This window comes from Bradyrhizobium sp. ORS 111 (assembly GCF_045571485.1).
In the GTDB taxonomy this organism is placed as follows: domain Bacteria; phylum Pseudomonadota; class Alphaproteobacteria; order Rhizobiales; family Xanthobacteraceae; genus Bradyrhizobium.
The window spans coordinates 2671909-2687520 of record NZ_CP120701.1; the positions used below are offsets into that span (position 1 = coordinate 2671909).

15 protein-coding genes are annotated in these 15612 nt (G+C 60.9%); 13 read left to right on the top strand and 2 right to left on the bottom strand.

Annotated elements, in window-relative coordinates; all coding sequences use genetic code 11:
- Positions 1–218 precede the first annotated feature (218 nt).
- Complete coding sequence (locus tag P6U30_RS12130) at positions 219–866, bottom strand: hypothetical protein (protein ID WP_407169262.1); 648 nt, start codon at positions 864–866, stop codon at positions 219–221.
- 59 nt (positions 867–925) lie between these two features.
- Between P6U30_RS12130 and P6U30_RS12135 the strand changes: the two genes are divergently transcribed.
- Complete coding sequence (locus P6U30_RS12135) at positions 926–1390, top strand: DUF2840 domain-containing protein (protein ID WP_407169263.1); 465 nt, start codon at positions 926–928, stop codon at positions 1388–1390.
- Positions 1387–1899, top strand: coding sequence for a S26 family signal peptidase (locus P6U30_RS12140; RefSeq protein WP_407169264.1), 513 nt, complete (start codon positions 1387–1389; stop codon positions 1897–1899). Before P6U30_RS12135 ends, P6U30_RS12140 begins: the two co-directional genes overlap by 4 nt.
- A gap of 11 nt (positions 1900–1910) precedes the next feature.
- Here the strand turns inward: P6U30_RS12140 and tnpA are convergent, their stop codons facing one another.
- Positions 1911–2300 (bottom strand): IS66 family insertion sequence element accessory protein TnpA, encoded by a 390-nt coding sequence (tnpA, locus tag P6U30_RS12145; protein WP_407169265.1) that lies wholly within the window; start codon positions 2298–2300, stop codon positions 1911–1913.
- A gap of 267 nt (positions 2301–2567) precedes the next feature.
- Between tnpA and P6U30_RS12150 the strand changes: the two genes are divergently transcribed.
- The 11 genes from P6U30_RS12150 to trbL all read left to right on the top strand — a co-directional run bounded on the left by P6U30_RS12150 (position 2568) and on the right by trbL (position 15578).
- A complete protein-coding gene (locus P6U30_RS12150) occupies positions 2568–4331 on the top strand; it encodes a DUF3363 domain-containing protein (protein WP_280972988.1) in 1764 nt (587 codons plus the stop codon).
- A 41-nt stretch (positions 4332–4372) separates the two neighbouring features.
- On the top strand, positions 4373–6355 hold the full coding sequence (locus P6U30_RS12155; protein ID WP_280972987.1) for a conjugal transfer protein TraG: 1983 nt from the start codon (positions 4373–4375) through the stop codon (positions 6353–6355).
- Positions 6356–6361: 6 nt separating this feature from the next.
- Positions 6362–6790 carry a CopG family transcriptional regulator gene (locus P6U30_RS12160; protein WP_280972986.1) on the top strand — a complete coding sequence of 143 codons (429 nt, stop codon included), beginning with the start codon at positions 6362–6364 and terminating at the stop codon, positions 6788–6790.
- A 278-nt stretch (positions 6791–7068) separates the two neighbouring features.
- Positions 7069–9033, top strand: a complete 1965-nt coding sequence (locus P6U30_RS12165; protein ID WP_348637511.1) for an MFS transporter — start codon at positions 7069–7071, stop codon at positions 9031–9033.
- A gap of 209 nt (positions 9034–9242) precedes the next feature.
- Positions 9243–10211, top strand: coding sequence for a P-type conjugative transfer ATPase TrbB (gene trbB / locus P6U30_RS12170; RefSeq protein WP_280972985.1), 969 nt, complete (start codon positions 9243–9245; stop codon positions 10209–10211).
- 50 nt (positions 10212–10261) lie between these two features.
- Positions 10262–10534 carry a TrbC/VirB2 family protein gene (locus tag P6U30_RS12175; RefSeq protein ID WP_280978186.1) on the top strand — a complete coding sequence of 91 codons (273 nt, stop codon included), beginning with the start codon at positions 10262–10264 and terminating at the stop codon, positions 10532–10534.
- Positions 10534–10797, top strand: a complete 264-nt coding sequence (locus P6U30_RS12180; RefSeq protein WP_280972983.1) for a VirB3 family type IV secretion system protein — start codon at positions 10534–10536, stop codon at positions 10795–10797. Before P6U30_RS12175 ends, P6U30_RS12180 begins: the two co-directional genes overlap by 1 nt.
- Positions 10798–10805: 8 nt before the next feature.
- Positions 10806–13247, top strand: coding sequence for a conjugal transfer protein TrbE (gene trbE, locus P6U30_RS12185; protein WP_280972981.1), 2442 nt, complete (start codon positions 10806–10808; stop codon positions 13245–13247).
- Positions 13244–13969, top strand: a complete 726-nt coding sequence (gene trbJ / locus P6U30_RS12190) for a P-type conjugative transfer protein TrbJ (protein WP_280972979.1) — start codon at positions 13244–13246, stop codon at positions 13967–13969. Before trbE ends, trbJ begins: the two co-directional genes overlap by 4 nt.
- Positions 13969–14352 carry a putative entry exclusion protein TrbK-alt gene (gene trbK-alt, locus P6U30_RS12195; RefSeq protein WP_280980453.1) on the top strand — a complete coding sequence of 128 codons (384 nt, stop codon included), beginning with the start codon at positions 13969–13971 and terminating at the stop codon, positions 14350–14352. Before trbJ ends, trbK-alt begins: the two co-directional genes overlap by 1 nt.
- A complete protein-coding gene (trbL, locus tag P6U30_RS12200) occupies positions 14349–15578 on the top strand; it encodes a P-type conjugative transfer protein TrbL (protein WP_407151282.1) in 1230 nt (409 codons plus the stop codon). The genes trbK-alt and trbL overlap by 4 nt, the downstream gene beginning before the upstream one ends.
- Positions 15579–15612: the final 34 nt, after the last annotated feature.

Sequence of the window (15612 nt, forward strand, 5' to 3'; positions counted from 1 at the left end):
CTTTCTCGCGCGCCGCCCTTCTGCAATCCGATTCTCCTGTCGAAGCCACGCGTGCCTTCGCAGTCGCACGCAAGCGCTCGCGATCATCAGTATCGACATCGCTGCGTCGTGTTCGTCACTTTCCCTTGCGGCAGCTCACGCGGCGAGAAGAACTCTGCAATATCCGTGGTGGGCACGATGCCCGCAGCATGCCGGAAGCTGCAAAATGGGCACTCACGCTAAGCTGCGCCGTTCGTGATGACCTCAATGAGGGGCTCAAAGCCGCCGGCAACAAAAGTTCCGGTCTCACCCACAGCTCCGCCTCCTCGAAAGACGCCGCTCCGCCGTGGCGGAAGGCGAAGGCCCTCATGGAAGGGGCCGGGTCGCGGAGGTCCTTGAGCGGACGCCGCGACCCGGCGGCGCCTGTTGCCGGCGTCAAACTGGAAGGTCGTGCCGCCGATCCAGACCTTGAGCAGCAGTATGGTGTGCGGCCGCGCCATCAGCGCCGGGCGCTGCAGTTCGGCCAATCGCGGCGGCATCGCGTTTCGGGCGTGGACCAGCGACGCGATAACCGCCTCCGGTTTCTTCTTCCCGGCCATGATCTCGTGCACCCGCGCGTCAAGGCGGTCGACCGAGATCCTGCCGACTTTGAGGCAAAACGGGCGCAACAGGCCGCGGATCATGTTCTCCATGGGCAGCACCCTGCCGAGCATTGCCCTGCGCCGGACCAGCAGCGCCTGCAGGGTCTGTACGCCCTCCGACTTGACGTGGACAGCCCGGAACCAGCCGGTCCGTGCCTGTACGATGTCTTTTGCGTCGTTCCGATCGACAGGCAACCGCGGTCGACGAACCGTACCAAGATTTACATCTCTGCCCCGCCGCCGCACTGGTCCGCATCCAGGGCTTCGACGGATAGCGCTTGCCTCCACAACGGAAGAGCTGACGCATGAGCGATCTCACGCAAGTGGAAGTCCTGTGGCTTGAGAGGCGCATCGAAAACCGTATCCGGTTCGGTCGCATCATCGAAGAAAAAAAGGTCGATCGTCACCGCCGTATCCTGTCATTTGCGCCGCGCAGCATCTTCGCCTTTGTCCGCTGGACCTCGAACGACTTTGGAACGGTCATCTCACGAATTGACATCTTGCGCGCAGTTGCACCGGGGCAGCGCTGCTCAACCGTACCCTATGTGAAGCCTGGAGGGGAAATCCTGCTACGGCTTTCCGGTTGGCTGAGGGTCGAGCGGGTGTTGCAGATGATTGATGCGATTGAGGCGCTCGACATTGATCCAGCCGATGTTGCTCCTGATCATTGGCATCACGTTCACAACCGCCTCTCTGTGAATGAGAGCCCGCGTCCGTACACGAAAGCGCGACATCAGGCTTGGCTTCACCGGCGGAGAGTCATGCGATGATCAGCAAGCTGAAGATCATGATAGCGATGTGTGGGGCCGCTGCTGCGCTGATAACGACAATGGTGCTCGAATCAAATCCACTCTACATCTGGAACGGGTCTGCGAGTGTCCCGATCGGCCTCTATCGCTTGCGGCCCCTGGAAAAGCTCTTCGTCACGGAGCTGGTCGCCGTTCTGCCGCCGGAGCCGCTCGCGACCTTTCTCGACCTGAACGGCTATCTGCCCTCGGGCGTCCCGATGCTCAAACGCGTGCTAGCGGTTCCAGGACAGACGGTCTGCAGAACCGGACTCACGATTTCGGTCGACGGGATTGCGGTGGGCGAGGCGAGGGATCGCGACAGGCGCGGCCGACCGCTGCCCAAGTGGGACGGGTGCCGCGTGGTCGGGGACGCCGAACTCTTTCTCATGAATTGGCAGTCGGATGATTCACTCGATGGCCGGTATTTTGGTTTTCTGCCCGCATCGGCTGTCATCGGCCGTGCCTTTCCCATGTGGACGTGGGAGGAGTGATCGTGCGTGTTTCATGTGGCCAGCGCGCCATTCCTCTGTTCGATCAATTGAGGGACCATTCCTCCATCCCGACCAATGTCTGCAAGGCCGACGTGCGCAGCGGCGGTCCACCTCATCGCTTCAACGTGCATTGCCCAGAACGCTTGGACGGCTCTGCAGCGCTGGTCCTTCGACACCGGACTCCGCTTCTTGCGGAGCCGCTCTCGACGTTCTTCGCGACGCAATTCCGCGCGTATTTTCAGCGTTTCAGCGTCGATCAGATGCCGCAGCCAGCGATCGAATGTACCGCCACTGAGACGATGCTGACGACAATATTTGCGCTTGCTGAGACCGCTTCGCCGCCACGCTTCAACGTGTACCGACCAAAAAGAACGACGCGCGTCGTTCTTGAAATATTCCATACCCACCGGAGATCCTCCAATGCAGCAAGGAACCCGATATGGAACGACTACGCACTCTCGGAAAGTCGTGCAGGATTCGGACGCTTACCGCACGACAGCACGACGGCAAGATAAAAGGGGCTCGCCCGTCAAGCCGCAAGCCATTGTCATGGCATGCGTTCTTCCGTGCCGGCCGGTCGTGACGCGTGCCGCGCCTTTCGAATTCACGAGCAAATTCAAGACTGCCTTCGGCACTCCTGGCTTTCTTGCATCGGCGGAGGACCTGACATGATTGCGCGCGATAGCGATCTCCGCATCCGACCGGGACGAATCCGCAGCACACGGGCGCCAAAGCAGAAGAGCTTCATCAACCAGGTGCTGCGTGCGGCAATGAGGGCTGGCCACACCTCGACTCACGCAGGGGTCTATCGGTGCGCTTCAGGTCGCGGACGCTCGACGTTCGGGCGCGGCCGAACCCATTTCAGCCGTGATCGCCTGTTCAGCCCGACGCGTCGCGTCACAGTGAAAGCGCGCGTGGTGCGTCATCAGGGACGTGCGTTCCGATCTGCGTCGCTGAACGCTCATCTCGTCTATTTGAAGCGCGACGGCGTGAGCCGAAGCGGGCAAGAGGCCGCGATGTTCGATGCGCAGAGCGATCACGTCGATGGTGCTAGCTTCGCTGCCCGATGCAAGGAGGACCGGCATCATTTTCGCTTCATCATCTCGCCGGAGGACGCCAGCGACCTGACCGACCTCAAATCATTCACGCGTGACCTGGCCAAGCATATGGAACCGGATTTAGGCACCCGGCTCGAATGGATCGCCGTCGATCACTGGAACACAGACAATCCTCACATCCATCTGCTTATTCGTGGGGTGGACGAGACAGGCGGCGATCTCGTGATCTCCCGCGACTACATCAGTCGCGGTTTGCGCTCGCGTGCCGAAGAGCTGGTCTCGATTGAGCTCGGACCCAAACCGGAGCACGAGGTTCGCAATGCTCTTGAACGGGAGGTTTCCGCCGAGCGCTGGACGCGGCTTGATCGCGAAATTCGCCTCGCCGCCGATGAAACGGGCTACATCGACCTCCGTCCTGACAATCCTGCTACCTTCGATCCCGAAGTCCGTCGCCTCATGATCGGGCGCCTCCAGCATCTCCAAAAAATGGGGCTGGCCTCCTCGGCCTCCCCCGGCGAATGGATGGTGGGGCTTGAAGTCGAGCGCCACCTCCGCGATCTCGGCATGCGCGGTGACATCATCAAGACCATGCATCGCGCCTATGTGGAGCGTGGGCAAGAGCGCAGCGTTGCCGACTTCGTTATCGAGGGCGAAAAATCTTCAGCGCCGATCCTCGGACGGCTGGTCGGAACGGGACTTCACAACGAGCTGACCGGTGAGGCATATGCGTTGATCGATGCCACTGACGGCCGTGTCCATCACGTTCGCTTTAGAGGTGTTGAGGCCTTCGAACATGCGCCGCCAGTCGGAGGGATTGTCGAGATCCGGGAATTTGGAGCTGCCGAGGAACTGCAGCCGACGCGACTGCTTGCGAACCGATCGGATTTCGACCTCGCGGCTCAGATCAAGGCGCAAGGTGCGACCTGGCTTGACCATCGCCTTGTCGAGCGAGAACCCATGCCACTTGCGCTCAGTGGGTTCGGCCGCGAGGCGCGGGACGCGATGCAGGCCAGAGCTGAGCATCTCGCCGCAACAGGGTTAGGAAGACGGCAGGGCCAACGCATCATTTTCCAGCGCGATCTCTTGAATACCTTGCGCCGTCGAGAACTCGATGCAGTCGGATCTAGGATCGCTGCCGAGACGGGATTGCCGCAACGGAAGGCGGCCGTCGGTGAGCAAGTGTCGGGCACGTACCGGCAGCGTGTGACGATGACCTCAGGCCGCTTTGCAATGATCGACGACGGGTTGGGCTTTCAGCTCGTGCCTTGGTCGCGCGAGCTCGAGAAAAGGATCGGCCGACATGTCACCGGTACCGCCAAAGACGCCGGTGGCATCGAATGGAGCTTCGGTCGGAAACGAGATCTTGGACTCTAGTCCGACGTGATCCGGCCCGAACAGAAGTAAGAGCACTCAGCATGTCCGGAACCAAGATTCTATGGGGACAGATCATCATCGTGGGAACGATCGTGCTCCTCGCAATCTGGGGAGCCACACAGTGGACCGCCTGGCGGTTGGCCTACCAGCCAGAGCTGGGGCAACCGTGGTTCACGGTACATGGCTTTCCGCTCTACTACCCACATGCCTTCTTCTGGTGGTGGTTTGTCTACGATGCCTATGCGCCCAGCATCTTCGTGGAAGGCGCCTACATCGCCGCGTCGGGGAGTCTTTTTTCGATCGCGGTCGCCATCGGGATGTCGGTCTGGCGGGCACGCGAAGCCAAGGATGTAGAGACCTATGGATCGGCGCGGTGGGCGGACCCGAACGAGGTGAGGAAGGCCGGGCTGGTAGGTGTTGACGGGGTCGTTCTCGGTAGGCTTGCCAAGGACTACCTCCGCCACGACGGACCGGAACACGTGCTTTGCTTTGCGCCGACCCGTTCGGGCAAGGGCGTCGGCCTCGTAGTTCCATCGCTGCTGACCTGGCCAGAGTCAGTGATCGTACACGACATTAAGGGCGAAAACTGGCAACTGACGGCTGGCTTTCGGTCGCGCCATGGCCGGGTACTGTTGTTCGATCCGACGAACGCCAGATCTTCAGCCTATAACCCGCTCCTCGAGGTTCGCCGCGGAGAGTGGGAGGTCCGGGACGTCCAGAATGTCGCCGACGTTCTTGTTGATCCCGAAGGCTCTCTCGACAAGCGGAACCACTGGGAGAAGACCAGCCACTCTTTGCTGGTCGGAGCAATCCTGCATGTGCTCTACGCAGAGCGCGACAAGACGCTGGCCGGCGTCGCCGCCTTTCTGTCGGATCCTAGGCGGCCGATCGAGGCAACCTTGAAGGCGATGATGACGACGCCGCATTTGGGCGAGGAGGGACCGCACCCGGTCGTTGCCTCAACGGCGCGGGAGCTCCTGAACAAATCCGAGAATGAGCGCTCTGGGGTGCTCTCGACCGCGATGTCGTTCCTCGGGCTCTATCGGGATCCGGTCGTCGCCGAGGTGACAAGCCGATGCGATTGGCGGATTGCGGACCTGATCGCAGATCATCGTCCGACCACGCTATACCTTGTGGTACCGCCATCCGACATCTCCCGAACGAAGCCGCTGATCCGTCTGGTGTTGAATCAAATTGGCCGCCGCATCACGGAAGAGCTGCAGGCCAAGGTCCGCCGGCATCGTGTTCTCATGATGCTGGACGAGTTTCCGGCATTGGGGCGCCTCGACTTCTTCGAATCTGCACTCGCCTTCATGGCCGGATACGGGATCAAGGCCTTCCTGATCGCGCAATCGCTGAATCAGATTGAGAAAGCCTACGGTCCAAACAACGCAATCCTGGACAATTGCCATGTCCGTGTGAGTTTCGCGACGAACGACGAAAGGACAGCAAGGCGTGTCTCGGACGCGCTCGGTACCGCGACCGAGATGCGAGCCATGAAGAACTATGCTGGTCACCGCCTCAATCCCTGGCTTGGGCACCTGATGGTCTCCCGGCAAGAGACCGCAAGGCCGCTGCTGACGCCTGGCGAGGTGATGCAGCTTCCTCCGACCGATGAGATTGTGATGGTGGCGGGCACGCCACCGATCCGAGCCAAGAAGGTACGTTACTACGAAGACAGACGCCTCACGGAACGAGTTCTCGCGCCGCCAGATTCGGCCGGGTTGCCGCGGTCTTCGCGCGAGGACGGTTGGTCTAATCTTAGGCCGCTCGTGCCGACCAACTTGGCTGTGGAGGCCGAGCAGACCCAATCGGATGCCGCCAACACTGGTCTTCGCCGCGAGCCTGAGCTTCCAGATCATATCGCCATCGTCAAGGAGACGACTGACGTGACGCCAGCGGAAGAGTTCGCCGTTCTCGAGGACGACGATGACGCCGTTCGTCAATCCCGGCTTCTCTGCCAACAGATGCGCGGTGTCGTCCGCCAAGTAGCTCTCGACCCGAACGACGGTATCGATCTGTGAGGTTCCATGCGCAATCGCATGAACGTGTATTTCCCGCCCGAGTTACTGAAGCAGATTTCCGATCTTGCGGATCGCAAGGATCTCTCTCGTTCGGCAATCGTCGAGGCGGCTGTCAACTCCTTTCTGTCGCCCGACGGAGCTGACCGAAGAGAAGCGGCCTTCGTCCGCCGTCTTGACCGATTGTCGCGTCAAATGCAGAGGCTCGAGCGTGACGTCGGTGTGACGGCCGAGACTTTGGCCCTGTTCGTGCGCTTTTGGCTGACGATCACACCGCCCTTGCCGAACGAGGCTCAGACAGCCGCACAGATCAAGGGCCGCGAGCGGTTTGAGGGATTCGTTGAGACCTTGGGGCGTCGCCTGCAGAAGGGCCAGAGTTATTTGCGCGAGATCCCTGCGGACATTTTGCGCGGCGCATCGGATGATGTCGCCGACTGATGGACCTGGGCATTTCCTTTCACGTCAGCTGTTCTTATCCCGCCAGAAAACTGGCCGATCCTTTCTTTCCTCACGCCCGCCTACGATGAGGGGCCTTGCACTCTTGAAGCAGCGATCGCCCTGTCCTTTGTGAGGCGCCGTATCAACGGGGCAATTCATCCAGTCCGAGTGATAGCTAGGTTTGCACTCTGCGCGACCGTGCAGAGACCGCAATTCTGCGCTCGACGGAGCTACTCGCGCAAACAGCTGACGAGATGCGCTCCTTAGTGAGGTTCGCAATGACAAGAAAGGTATGCGTCCAGCTTTCCGAGCAGCTGTTCGAACAGCTTAAGGCCACAATGGAGCACTCGAGCGCAGGTAAGAGGATGGTCGTAGAGGCGGCTCTTGAACGGTACCTTGATCCAGTGCCAAGCGGCGAAGACATCGCCCATGGGCATCTCGATCGGATCAGCAAACAGCTTGAGCGTCTTGAACACGAGCTCCGCATCATCGGCGAAACTGCCGCTCTTCACGTCCGGTACCGCCTGACCGTCCCGCCGATGCCGCAGTCGCAGCAGCGCGAAGCGTGTCAGATCGATCATGACCGGCCCACGGTTCTCGCCGGGCAAGTCGACAGCCGCTTTCGTCTCGGCCGATCACTGATCCAGGAAACGATCAGCGGGCTAACCGTGCCCAACGTCGCGGGATCCCTGCTTGAGAGTCAGAAGGATACTTCGAAGAGTTCGAGAACAGCCGATCAAGAGACGCCTCCGATAGCCGCTGAGGTCCCGAACTCCGAGTTAACGGCTGCCGTCCGGGAGGACGGCAGCCCAATTTTCGGCACCTGCCGAACAAATTCTGCTGAGACGGCCGGTAAGGTCGAGCCTAGCGCGCCACGCGCGAAGGGCGATCGATTCGACAGTCAAATGTGGGGTATCGCGCGACGCCTTCCGACCTGGCGCCTAATCGCGGGTGTATTTCTGCCGTTCGCGGCCGGTTACTACCTTTCCTATCTATTCCGGACGATCAATACGCTGATCTCTGGTCCACTTGTCAGTGACCTCGGTCTCGATGCGGCAGAGCTCGGGCTGCTGACATCGGTGTATTTCCTGGTCTTCGCAGCTGCCCAGATTCCTGTTGGCACCCTCCTGGACCGGTTCGGACCGCGTCGGGTTCAGAGCGGGCTGATGTCAATTGCTGCCGCGGGTGCGGGCTTATTTGCCACATCAACGGCATTTGTCCCGCTCTTGCTCGCCCGCGCGTTGATCGCACTCGGCGTTGCGGCCTCCTTGATGGCCGGGCTGAAGGCGATTATCGTATGGTTTCCGAGAGAGCGGGTCGCGCTGGTCAATGGCTACATGGTCATGCTGGGCTCGCTCGGGGCCGTAACCGCGACCGCGCCTGCCGACGTCCTGCTGGGCTGGATAGGTTGGCGGGGGTTGTTCGAACTCCTGGCCGTGGCAACTGGCGGGGTGGCCGCGCTGATCTACCTGTTGGTTCCTGACAGTCCACCGGCTCAGAGCCAGCACTCTCACTCGCGCGCTCTCAAAGAAATCTATCTGAATCGGCGCTTCTGGCGAATAGCGCCTCTCTCTGCATCCTGCGTCGGATCAGCCTGGGCCCTCCAGGCCTTGTGGGCGGCGCCCTGGCTTACAGACGTGGAAGGACTGGATCGGCCGAGCTTGGCCACGCACCTTTTCGTTATGGCGCTAGGGATCAGCGTTGGTGCGTCGCTTTTAGGCATCGTCGCGGATCGGTTGCGTCGACGTAGGGTCCAAACCGAAGTCTTGTTTGCCGCACTGGCGGTGGTGTTTGTTGCGGCGGAGCTTGCGCTGATTCTGCGTCTGCCGTTCCCTTCGCTGTTACCATGGTCTGTCGTGTCAGTCGTGGGAGCGGCCTCCGTCCTCAGCTACGCGATCATAGCCGACTATTTCCCAACTGAACTTGGCGCCCGTGCCAATGGCGGCTTAAACCTTCTTCATTTTGGATGGGCCTTCGTGGTCCAATGGAGCACTGGCCTCATCCTTGGGCAATGGTTGCCGCAGGATGGCCATTACCCAGTGGTCGCCTACCGGATGGCATTTGGTGCCAGTGTTGGCTTCCAGGTGCTGGCGTTGGCATGGTTCATTTGGCCCAGTATCCGTCGTCTTGGCCGGACGACTACACCGTCGTTCGTGCGAGAGCCTTCAGGCGACTGGCACGAGTCGATGGTGCCGTCGGCGGACACCGCCATCCTGGAGCCACTTGAAGGAGCGGAATGGTGACGCCGATCTTTTGCGGTTCATGTCACATTCGAGGATGATCGTATACGGCATGGGTCCGGAACCTGCTGTGAGCCACTCCCAACCTTTCTTTTCATACGCCAGGCTACGAACGCGGCAACACCCTTGTTGATCCCGGTCTATTTCTGCCTTTTCTAATCATCCCCATCTGAGGGCGCTGCTTGTTCTGCCCTCGGTCGGCGGGGGCGGCAGTGGCAATCCATTCGTTTCAATCGGAGGTGACCTCGCGCGGTGCGCGAATGCTCCGCAGTGCACTAGGGCCCGCTATCGCTCGTTACCTTGAAGACGAGGCAATCGTCGAGGTGATGCTGAATCCCGATGGACGGCTATGGATCGACCGGCTGCCAGGCGGCCTGACCGAAACCGGTGAGCAGCTCTCCGCGACAGATGGAGAGCGTATCATCCGCCTGGTGGCGCATCATGTCGGTGCCGAGGTCCATGCCGCTGCGCCGCGCATTTCTGCGGAACTACCCGAAACTGGAGAGCGGTTCGAAGGACTCTTGCCGCCTGTCGTGGTCGCGCCAGCCTTCGCTATCCGCAAGCCCGCGGTCGCGGTATTCACGCTCGACGATTATACTGCCGCGGGCATCATAATGCCTGAGCAGGCAGTTGCTCTGCGTCTGGCTGTCGGCGCACGCAAGAACATCTTGGTCGCCGGCGGTACTTCGACGGGAAAAACGACGCTTACCAATGCCTTGCTTGCGGAGGTCGCGAAGACCAGCGATCGCGTGGTTCTAATCGAGGACACTCGCGAATTGCAATGCAAGGCGCCGAACCTCGTCGCGCTGCGCACCAAGGACGGGGTGGTCACGCTTTCGGATCTTGTGCGCTCCTCCCTTCGACTGCGCCCAGATCGTATTCCTATCGGCGAGGTTAGAGGCGCTGAAGCGCTCGATCTGCTCAAAGCCTGGGGAACGGGGCACCCCGGCGGCATCGGCACCATCCATGCGGGCACCGCCCTCGGCGCGTTGCGCCGGCTCGAGCAGCTCATTCAGGAAGTCGTCGTCACGGTACCGCGCGCGCTGATCGCCGAGACCATCAACGTCATTGCTGTCCTTTCCGGGCGCGGCGCCGCCCGCCGGCTCACCGAGCTTGCACGTGTCGACGGCCTTGGGGCGACCGGCGATTACAGCCTCTCACCAGCAGGAGACTTGACATGAGCTTTCCATTTTCAATCTCGCCGCGCGCGACTTGGCTGCTCGCAGCGGCGATGGGTATGCTTGCGAGCTCACCTGTCCGAGCTGCGGGCTCCAACATGCCATGGGAGCAACCGCTGAACCAAATCCTGCAGTCGGTTGAAGGACCGGTCGCGAAGATCATCGCTGTCATTATCATCGTAGTCACAGGCCTAACGCTGGCGTTTGGCGATACGTCCGGCGGCTTTCGCAGGCTCATTCAGATCGTATTCGGGCTTTCGATTGCCTTCGCAGCCTCGAGCTTCTTCCTGTCGTTCTTCTCCTTCGGCGGCGGCATGGTGATCTGATGGACGAGCCAGTTGCAGGGTTCGTCACGCCAGTGCGCCGTGCGTTGACCGAACCGATCCTGATGGGGGGAGCGCCTCGCGCGGTCGCCATCGTGAATGGGACCCTTGCCGCGGCTCTTGGACTCGGACTGCGTCTGTGGATCGCGGGCCTGCTGTTCTGGGCCATCGGCCATGCCGCAGCCGTCTGGGCCGCCAAACGCGATCCCGCCTTCGTCGAGGTCGTGCGCCGCCATCTGCGGGTTCCGGCTCATCTCAGCCTTTAGAGCCTTCCATGATGAATCTTGCCGAATATCGCCGATCGAATACGCGGCTTGCCGATTTTCTGCCGTGGGCGGCCCTGGTCAATGAGGGGATCGTCCTGAACAAGGATGGCTCATTCCAGCGGACAGCCAGATTCCGCGGACCGGATCTCGACAGTGCTGTACCGGCCGAACTCGTCGCCGTCGCGGGCCGGCTGAACAACGTGTTGCGTCGTCTGGGTTCCGGCTGGGCGGTGTTCGTGGAGGCGCAGCGCCATTCCGCTGGAGTCTATCCGCTGAACTCGTTTCCGGATGTGGCGTCCGCGCTGGTCGATGCGGAGCGGAAGGCGCAGTTCGATGAGGAGGGCGCCCATTACCAGTCGAGCTATTACCTGACGTTTCTGTACCTGCCACCGGTAGAGGACGCGGCGAGAGCCGAACGGCTTCTATATGAAGGCAGTAATCGCGCTCCGAGCAGCGACGCGCGCGAGGTTCTCGGTGGGTTCGTCGATCGAACCGATCGCATTCTGCAACTCGTCGAGGGGTTCATGCCGGAATGCGCTTGGCTCGATGACTCGGAGACGCTGACTTACCTCCACTCGACGATTTCCTCGAAAAGGCATCGGGTTCGTGTGCCGGAAATCCCGATGTATCTGGACGTGCTGCTTGCGGACCAGCCGATGACGGGCGGGCTCGAGCCAATGCTGGGCGCGGCACACCTGCGTGTGTTGACAGTCGTCGGATTTCCGACCGCGACAACGCCCGGCATTCTTGACGACCTCAACCGTCTGGCATTTCCGTACCGATGGTCGACGCGGGCTATCATGCTCGACAAAACCGATGCCACAAAACTACTGACGAAAATCAGGCGCCAATGGTTCGCCAAGCGCAAATCGATCGCGGCGATCCTCAAAGAAGTGATGACCAACGAGGCGTCCTCGCTTCTCGATACCGACGCCCAGAACAAGGCTATGGATGCCGACGCTGCGCTCCAGGAGCTGGGGGCTGACCAGATTGGTGAAGCCCTCATCACGGCAACCGTGACGGTTTGGAGCCAAGACCCGCGTTCGGCCGATGAGAGACTACGGCTGGTCGAAAAGGTGATTCAGGGGCGCGATTTCACCTGCATGATCGAGACGATCAATGCTGTCGAGGCTTGGCTCGGCAGCTTGCCCGGACATGTGTACGCGAACGTCCGGCAGCCGCCGATCTCGACACTTAATCTCGCGCATATGATTCCCCTATCAGCCGTGTGGGCCGGCGAGGCGAGGGACCATCATCTCAAGGGTCCGCCCCTGTTTTATGGCAAAACAGAGGGAGCGAACCCCTTCCGTTTCTCGCTTCACGTCGGAGACGTCGGACACACTTTGATTGTGGGCCCGACCGGTGCCGGAAAATCGGTTCTGCTGGCGCTCATGGCGCTGCAGTTCCGCCGCTACCCCAACGCCCAAGTCTTCGCGTTCGATTTCGGCGGTTCGATCCGCGCGGCCGCGATCGCGATGGATGGAGATTGGCACGACCTTGGTGGAGTGCTGTCGCAAGATGCGACGGGGCCGGTCGCGCTGCAGCCATTGGCCTGGATCGACGATCCGGCCGAAAGAGGCTGGGCCACCGAATGGGTTGCTTCAATCCTCACCCGCGAGAAGGTCGACATTACGCCGGAGGCGAAGGACCTTCTGTGGTCGGCGCTGACGTCCCTGGCCTCTGCACCCCGCGCGGAACGGACGTTGACGGGACTTTCAGTGCTTCTTCAGTCGACGGCTCTGAAGCGCGCCTTGCAACCATATTGCCTTGGCGGTCCCTACGGCCGACTGCTTGACGCGGAGTTCGAGCGCCTCGGCGAGGCCTCCGTCCAGGCATTCGAGACGGAAGGATTGATTGGAACTGGCGCGGCGCCCTCAGTACTTGCCTATCTATTTCACCGCATTGGCGACCGTCTCGACGGCAGTCCGACCCTCATCATCGTCGACGAAGGATGGCTTGCGCTCGATGATGTGGATTTCGCCGGTCAGCTCCGCGAGTGGTTGAAGACGTTGCGGAAAAAGAACGCGTCTGTCATCTTCGCTACCCAGTCGCTATCGGATATCGATGGGTCAGCCATTGCTCCGGCCATCATTGAGAGCTGCCCGACCCGGCTGCTTCTGCCAAACGAGCGGGCGATCGAACCTCAGATCACCGCGATCTATCGCCGCTTCGGGCTCAATGATCGCCAGATCGAGCTGTTGAGCCGAGCCACCCCGAAGCGGGACTATTACTGCCAATCTCGCCGCGGCAATCGCATGTTCGACCTCGGTCTCGGCGAGGTTGCGCTCGCCTTTACGGCCGCATCCTCCAAGACTGACCAGGCGGCGATTGAGAGGCTGATCGCAGAGCACGGCCGCGATGGCTTCGTGGCCGCCTGGCTCCGGCACCGCGAAGCGAGTTGGGCCGTGGATCTCATTCCCAGTCTCAGCAATCTGGAGAAGTCACAATGATCCGTCATAGATTCCTAGTCATCAGCATCATCGTATTGTCATTTGCAGCTACCGGACCGGCGCGGGCACTGATCGTCTTTGATCCCAACAACTACGTTCAGAATGTTCTGACCGCAGCGCGCGAGCTGCAGCAGATCAGCAATCAGATCACCTCGTTGCAGAACCAGGCACAGATGCTGATTAATCAGGCGAAGAACCTGGCGAGCCTGCCGTACTCTTCGCTGCAGCAGCTTCAGGCGTCGATTCAACGGACCCAGAAACTCCTGGCCCAGGCACAGCGTATCGCTTACGACGTGCAACAGATCGATCGGGCCTTCGCGACCAGTTACGCGCCGACGAACAGCAGCCAATCCGATTCCGCGCTCTTTGTAGGTGCACAAGCACGCTGGCAAAACTCGGTTGCGGCGTTTCAGGACGCGCTTCGTGTGCAGGCGGGTGTCGTGGGTAACCTCGATACCAACCGCATTCAGACCTCGGCCCTCGTGAGCTCAAGCCAGGGCGCAAGTGGCGCCTTGCAAGCGACGCAAGCCGGCAATCAGATCCTTGCGCTTGAGGCGGAGCAGCTCGCCGATCTGACCGCAACTGTGGCGGCGCAGGGCAGGGCTCAATCGCTTGAATCCGCGCAGCGCGCCGCTGCCCAAGACCAAGGGCGCGAGCAGCTTTGGCGGTTTCTGAGACAAGGCCAAGGTTATCAGTCCTCCAACGTCCAGATGTTTCACTGATGACCGACCTCAAGGCCTTTAGAGCACTATCGCTGGCTATTTCGGCGATCGCCGGACTGGCAGCCATCGTTGCCTGCACGATCCAACTGCGTGAGCCTCACAAGGTTGCGGGGCCGACGCAATCGAACGAGAAGGCGAACACTGCGCTCGAGTCGGATCTGGCACGTTGCCGTTCGGTGACGTCGGAGCAAGCACCCGCTTACGAGCGCTGCCAAAGGGCTTGGGCCGAAAACCGACGGCGATTCTTTGGTCACAAGGCAAACTCGCCCGGTATCGCCGAAGCTGATACCGGTGGTTCGCCATCATTGTCCGCACCAAAGGATCAAAGCCGTATCCCGCAGGGCAGTCCCTCGGTCGTTGCGCCACGGGAAGGTGATCAATGACGGGCACCGGAGTCATCGACCAGTTCCTCGAAACGTTCACCCGCTACATCGACAACGGCTTTGGTCTTGTCGGAGGTGAGGTCGGCTATCTCGCGACGACGCTGGCTGCCATCGACCTTACGCTGGCAGGTCTGTTCTGGAGCTGGGGCACGGATGATGACGTAATCGCGCGGCTCATCAAGAAGATCCTCTTTGTCGGGATCTTTGCCTATCTGATCGGGAACTGGAACAGTCTCGCCAGGATCGTTTTTGAAAGCTTCGCCGGTCTTGGACTGAAGGCATCAGGGACCGGTCTTTCGGCCGGTGATTTCGTTCACCCCGGGAAGATTGCGCAGGTCGGCCTCGATGCCGGCCGGCCGATCCTGGACTCGATCTCGAATCTAATGGGCTATGTCAGCTTCTTCGAGAATTTCGTTCAGATCGCCGTTCTGCTCTTCGCTTGGGCCGTTGTTCTGATGGCCTTCTTCATCCTGGCCATTCAGCTCTTTGTCACGTTGATCGAATTCAAGTTGACGACGCTTGCTGGCTTCGTGCTGATTCCGTTCGGTCTGTTCGGCAAGACTGCATTTGCCGCCGAGCGGGTCCTCGGCAATGTCGTCTCATCCGGCATCAAAGTGCTGGTGCTGGCCGTGATCGTCGGCATTGGATCGACCTTATTCTCCCAATTTACCTCCGGCTTCAATGGCGGCCAGCCGACTATTGAAGATGCAATGACGCTGGTTCTTGCCGCGTTGTCGCTGCTGGGGCTGGGGATCTTTGGGCCTGGCATTGCCAATGGTCTGGTTTCGGGTGGCCCGCAGCTCGGGGCGGGCGCCGCAGTCGGTACGAGCCTCGCTGCCGGTGGCGTTGTTGCCGCGGGTGCCGGTCTCGCCGCCGGCGGCATGGGACTCGCCAGCGGAGCGATCGCAGGTGCTGTGCGGGGAGGCAGCGCGATCGCAAGCGGAACGGCTGCTGCCTACCGGAGCGGCGGCGTTCTCGGCGTTGCCGAAGCTGCCACCTCCGCGCCAGGGAGTCCTCTACGCCGGCTCGCTGCGGCTGTGGGCGGCAGCGCCCAATCCATCGGCCAGGTGTCAGGGGGCTCGGTCGAAAGCCCGCCGGAATGGGCACGGCACATGAAGCGCACCCAGACGATCAGTCAGGGCGTTTCGGCGGCAACACACGCTGTTCGGTCAGGTGATCCCGGGGGAAGTGGCGGCTCAGTCGATCTGTCGGAGGGCGGGCGCTAGTTGGTCAAAAACTCTGCTCTGTTGGGGAAATGCT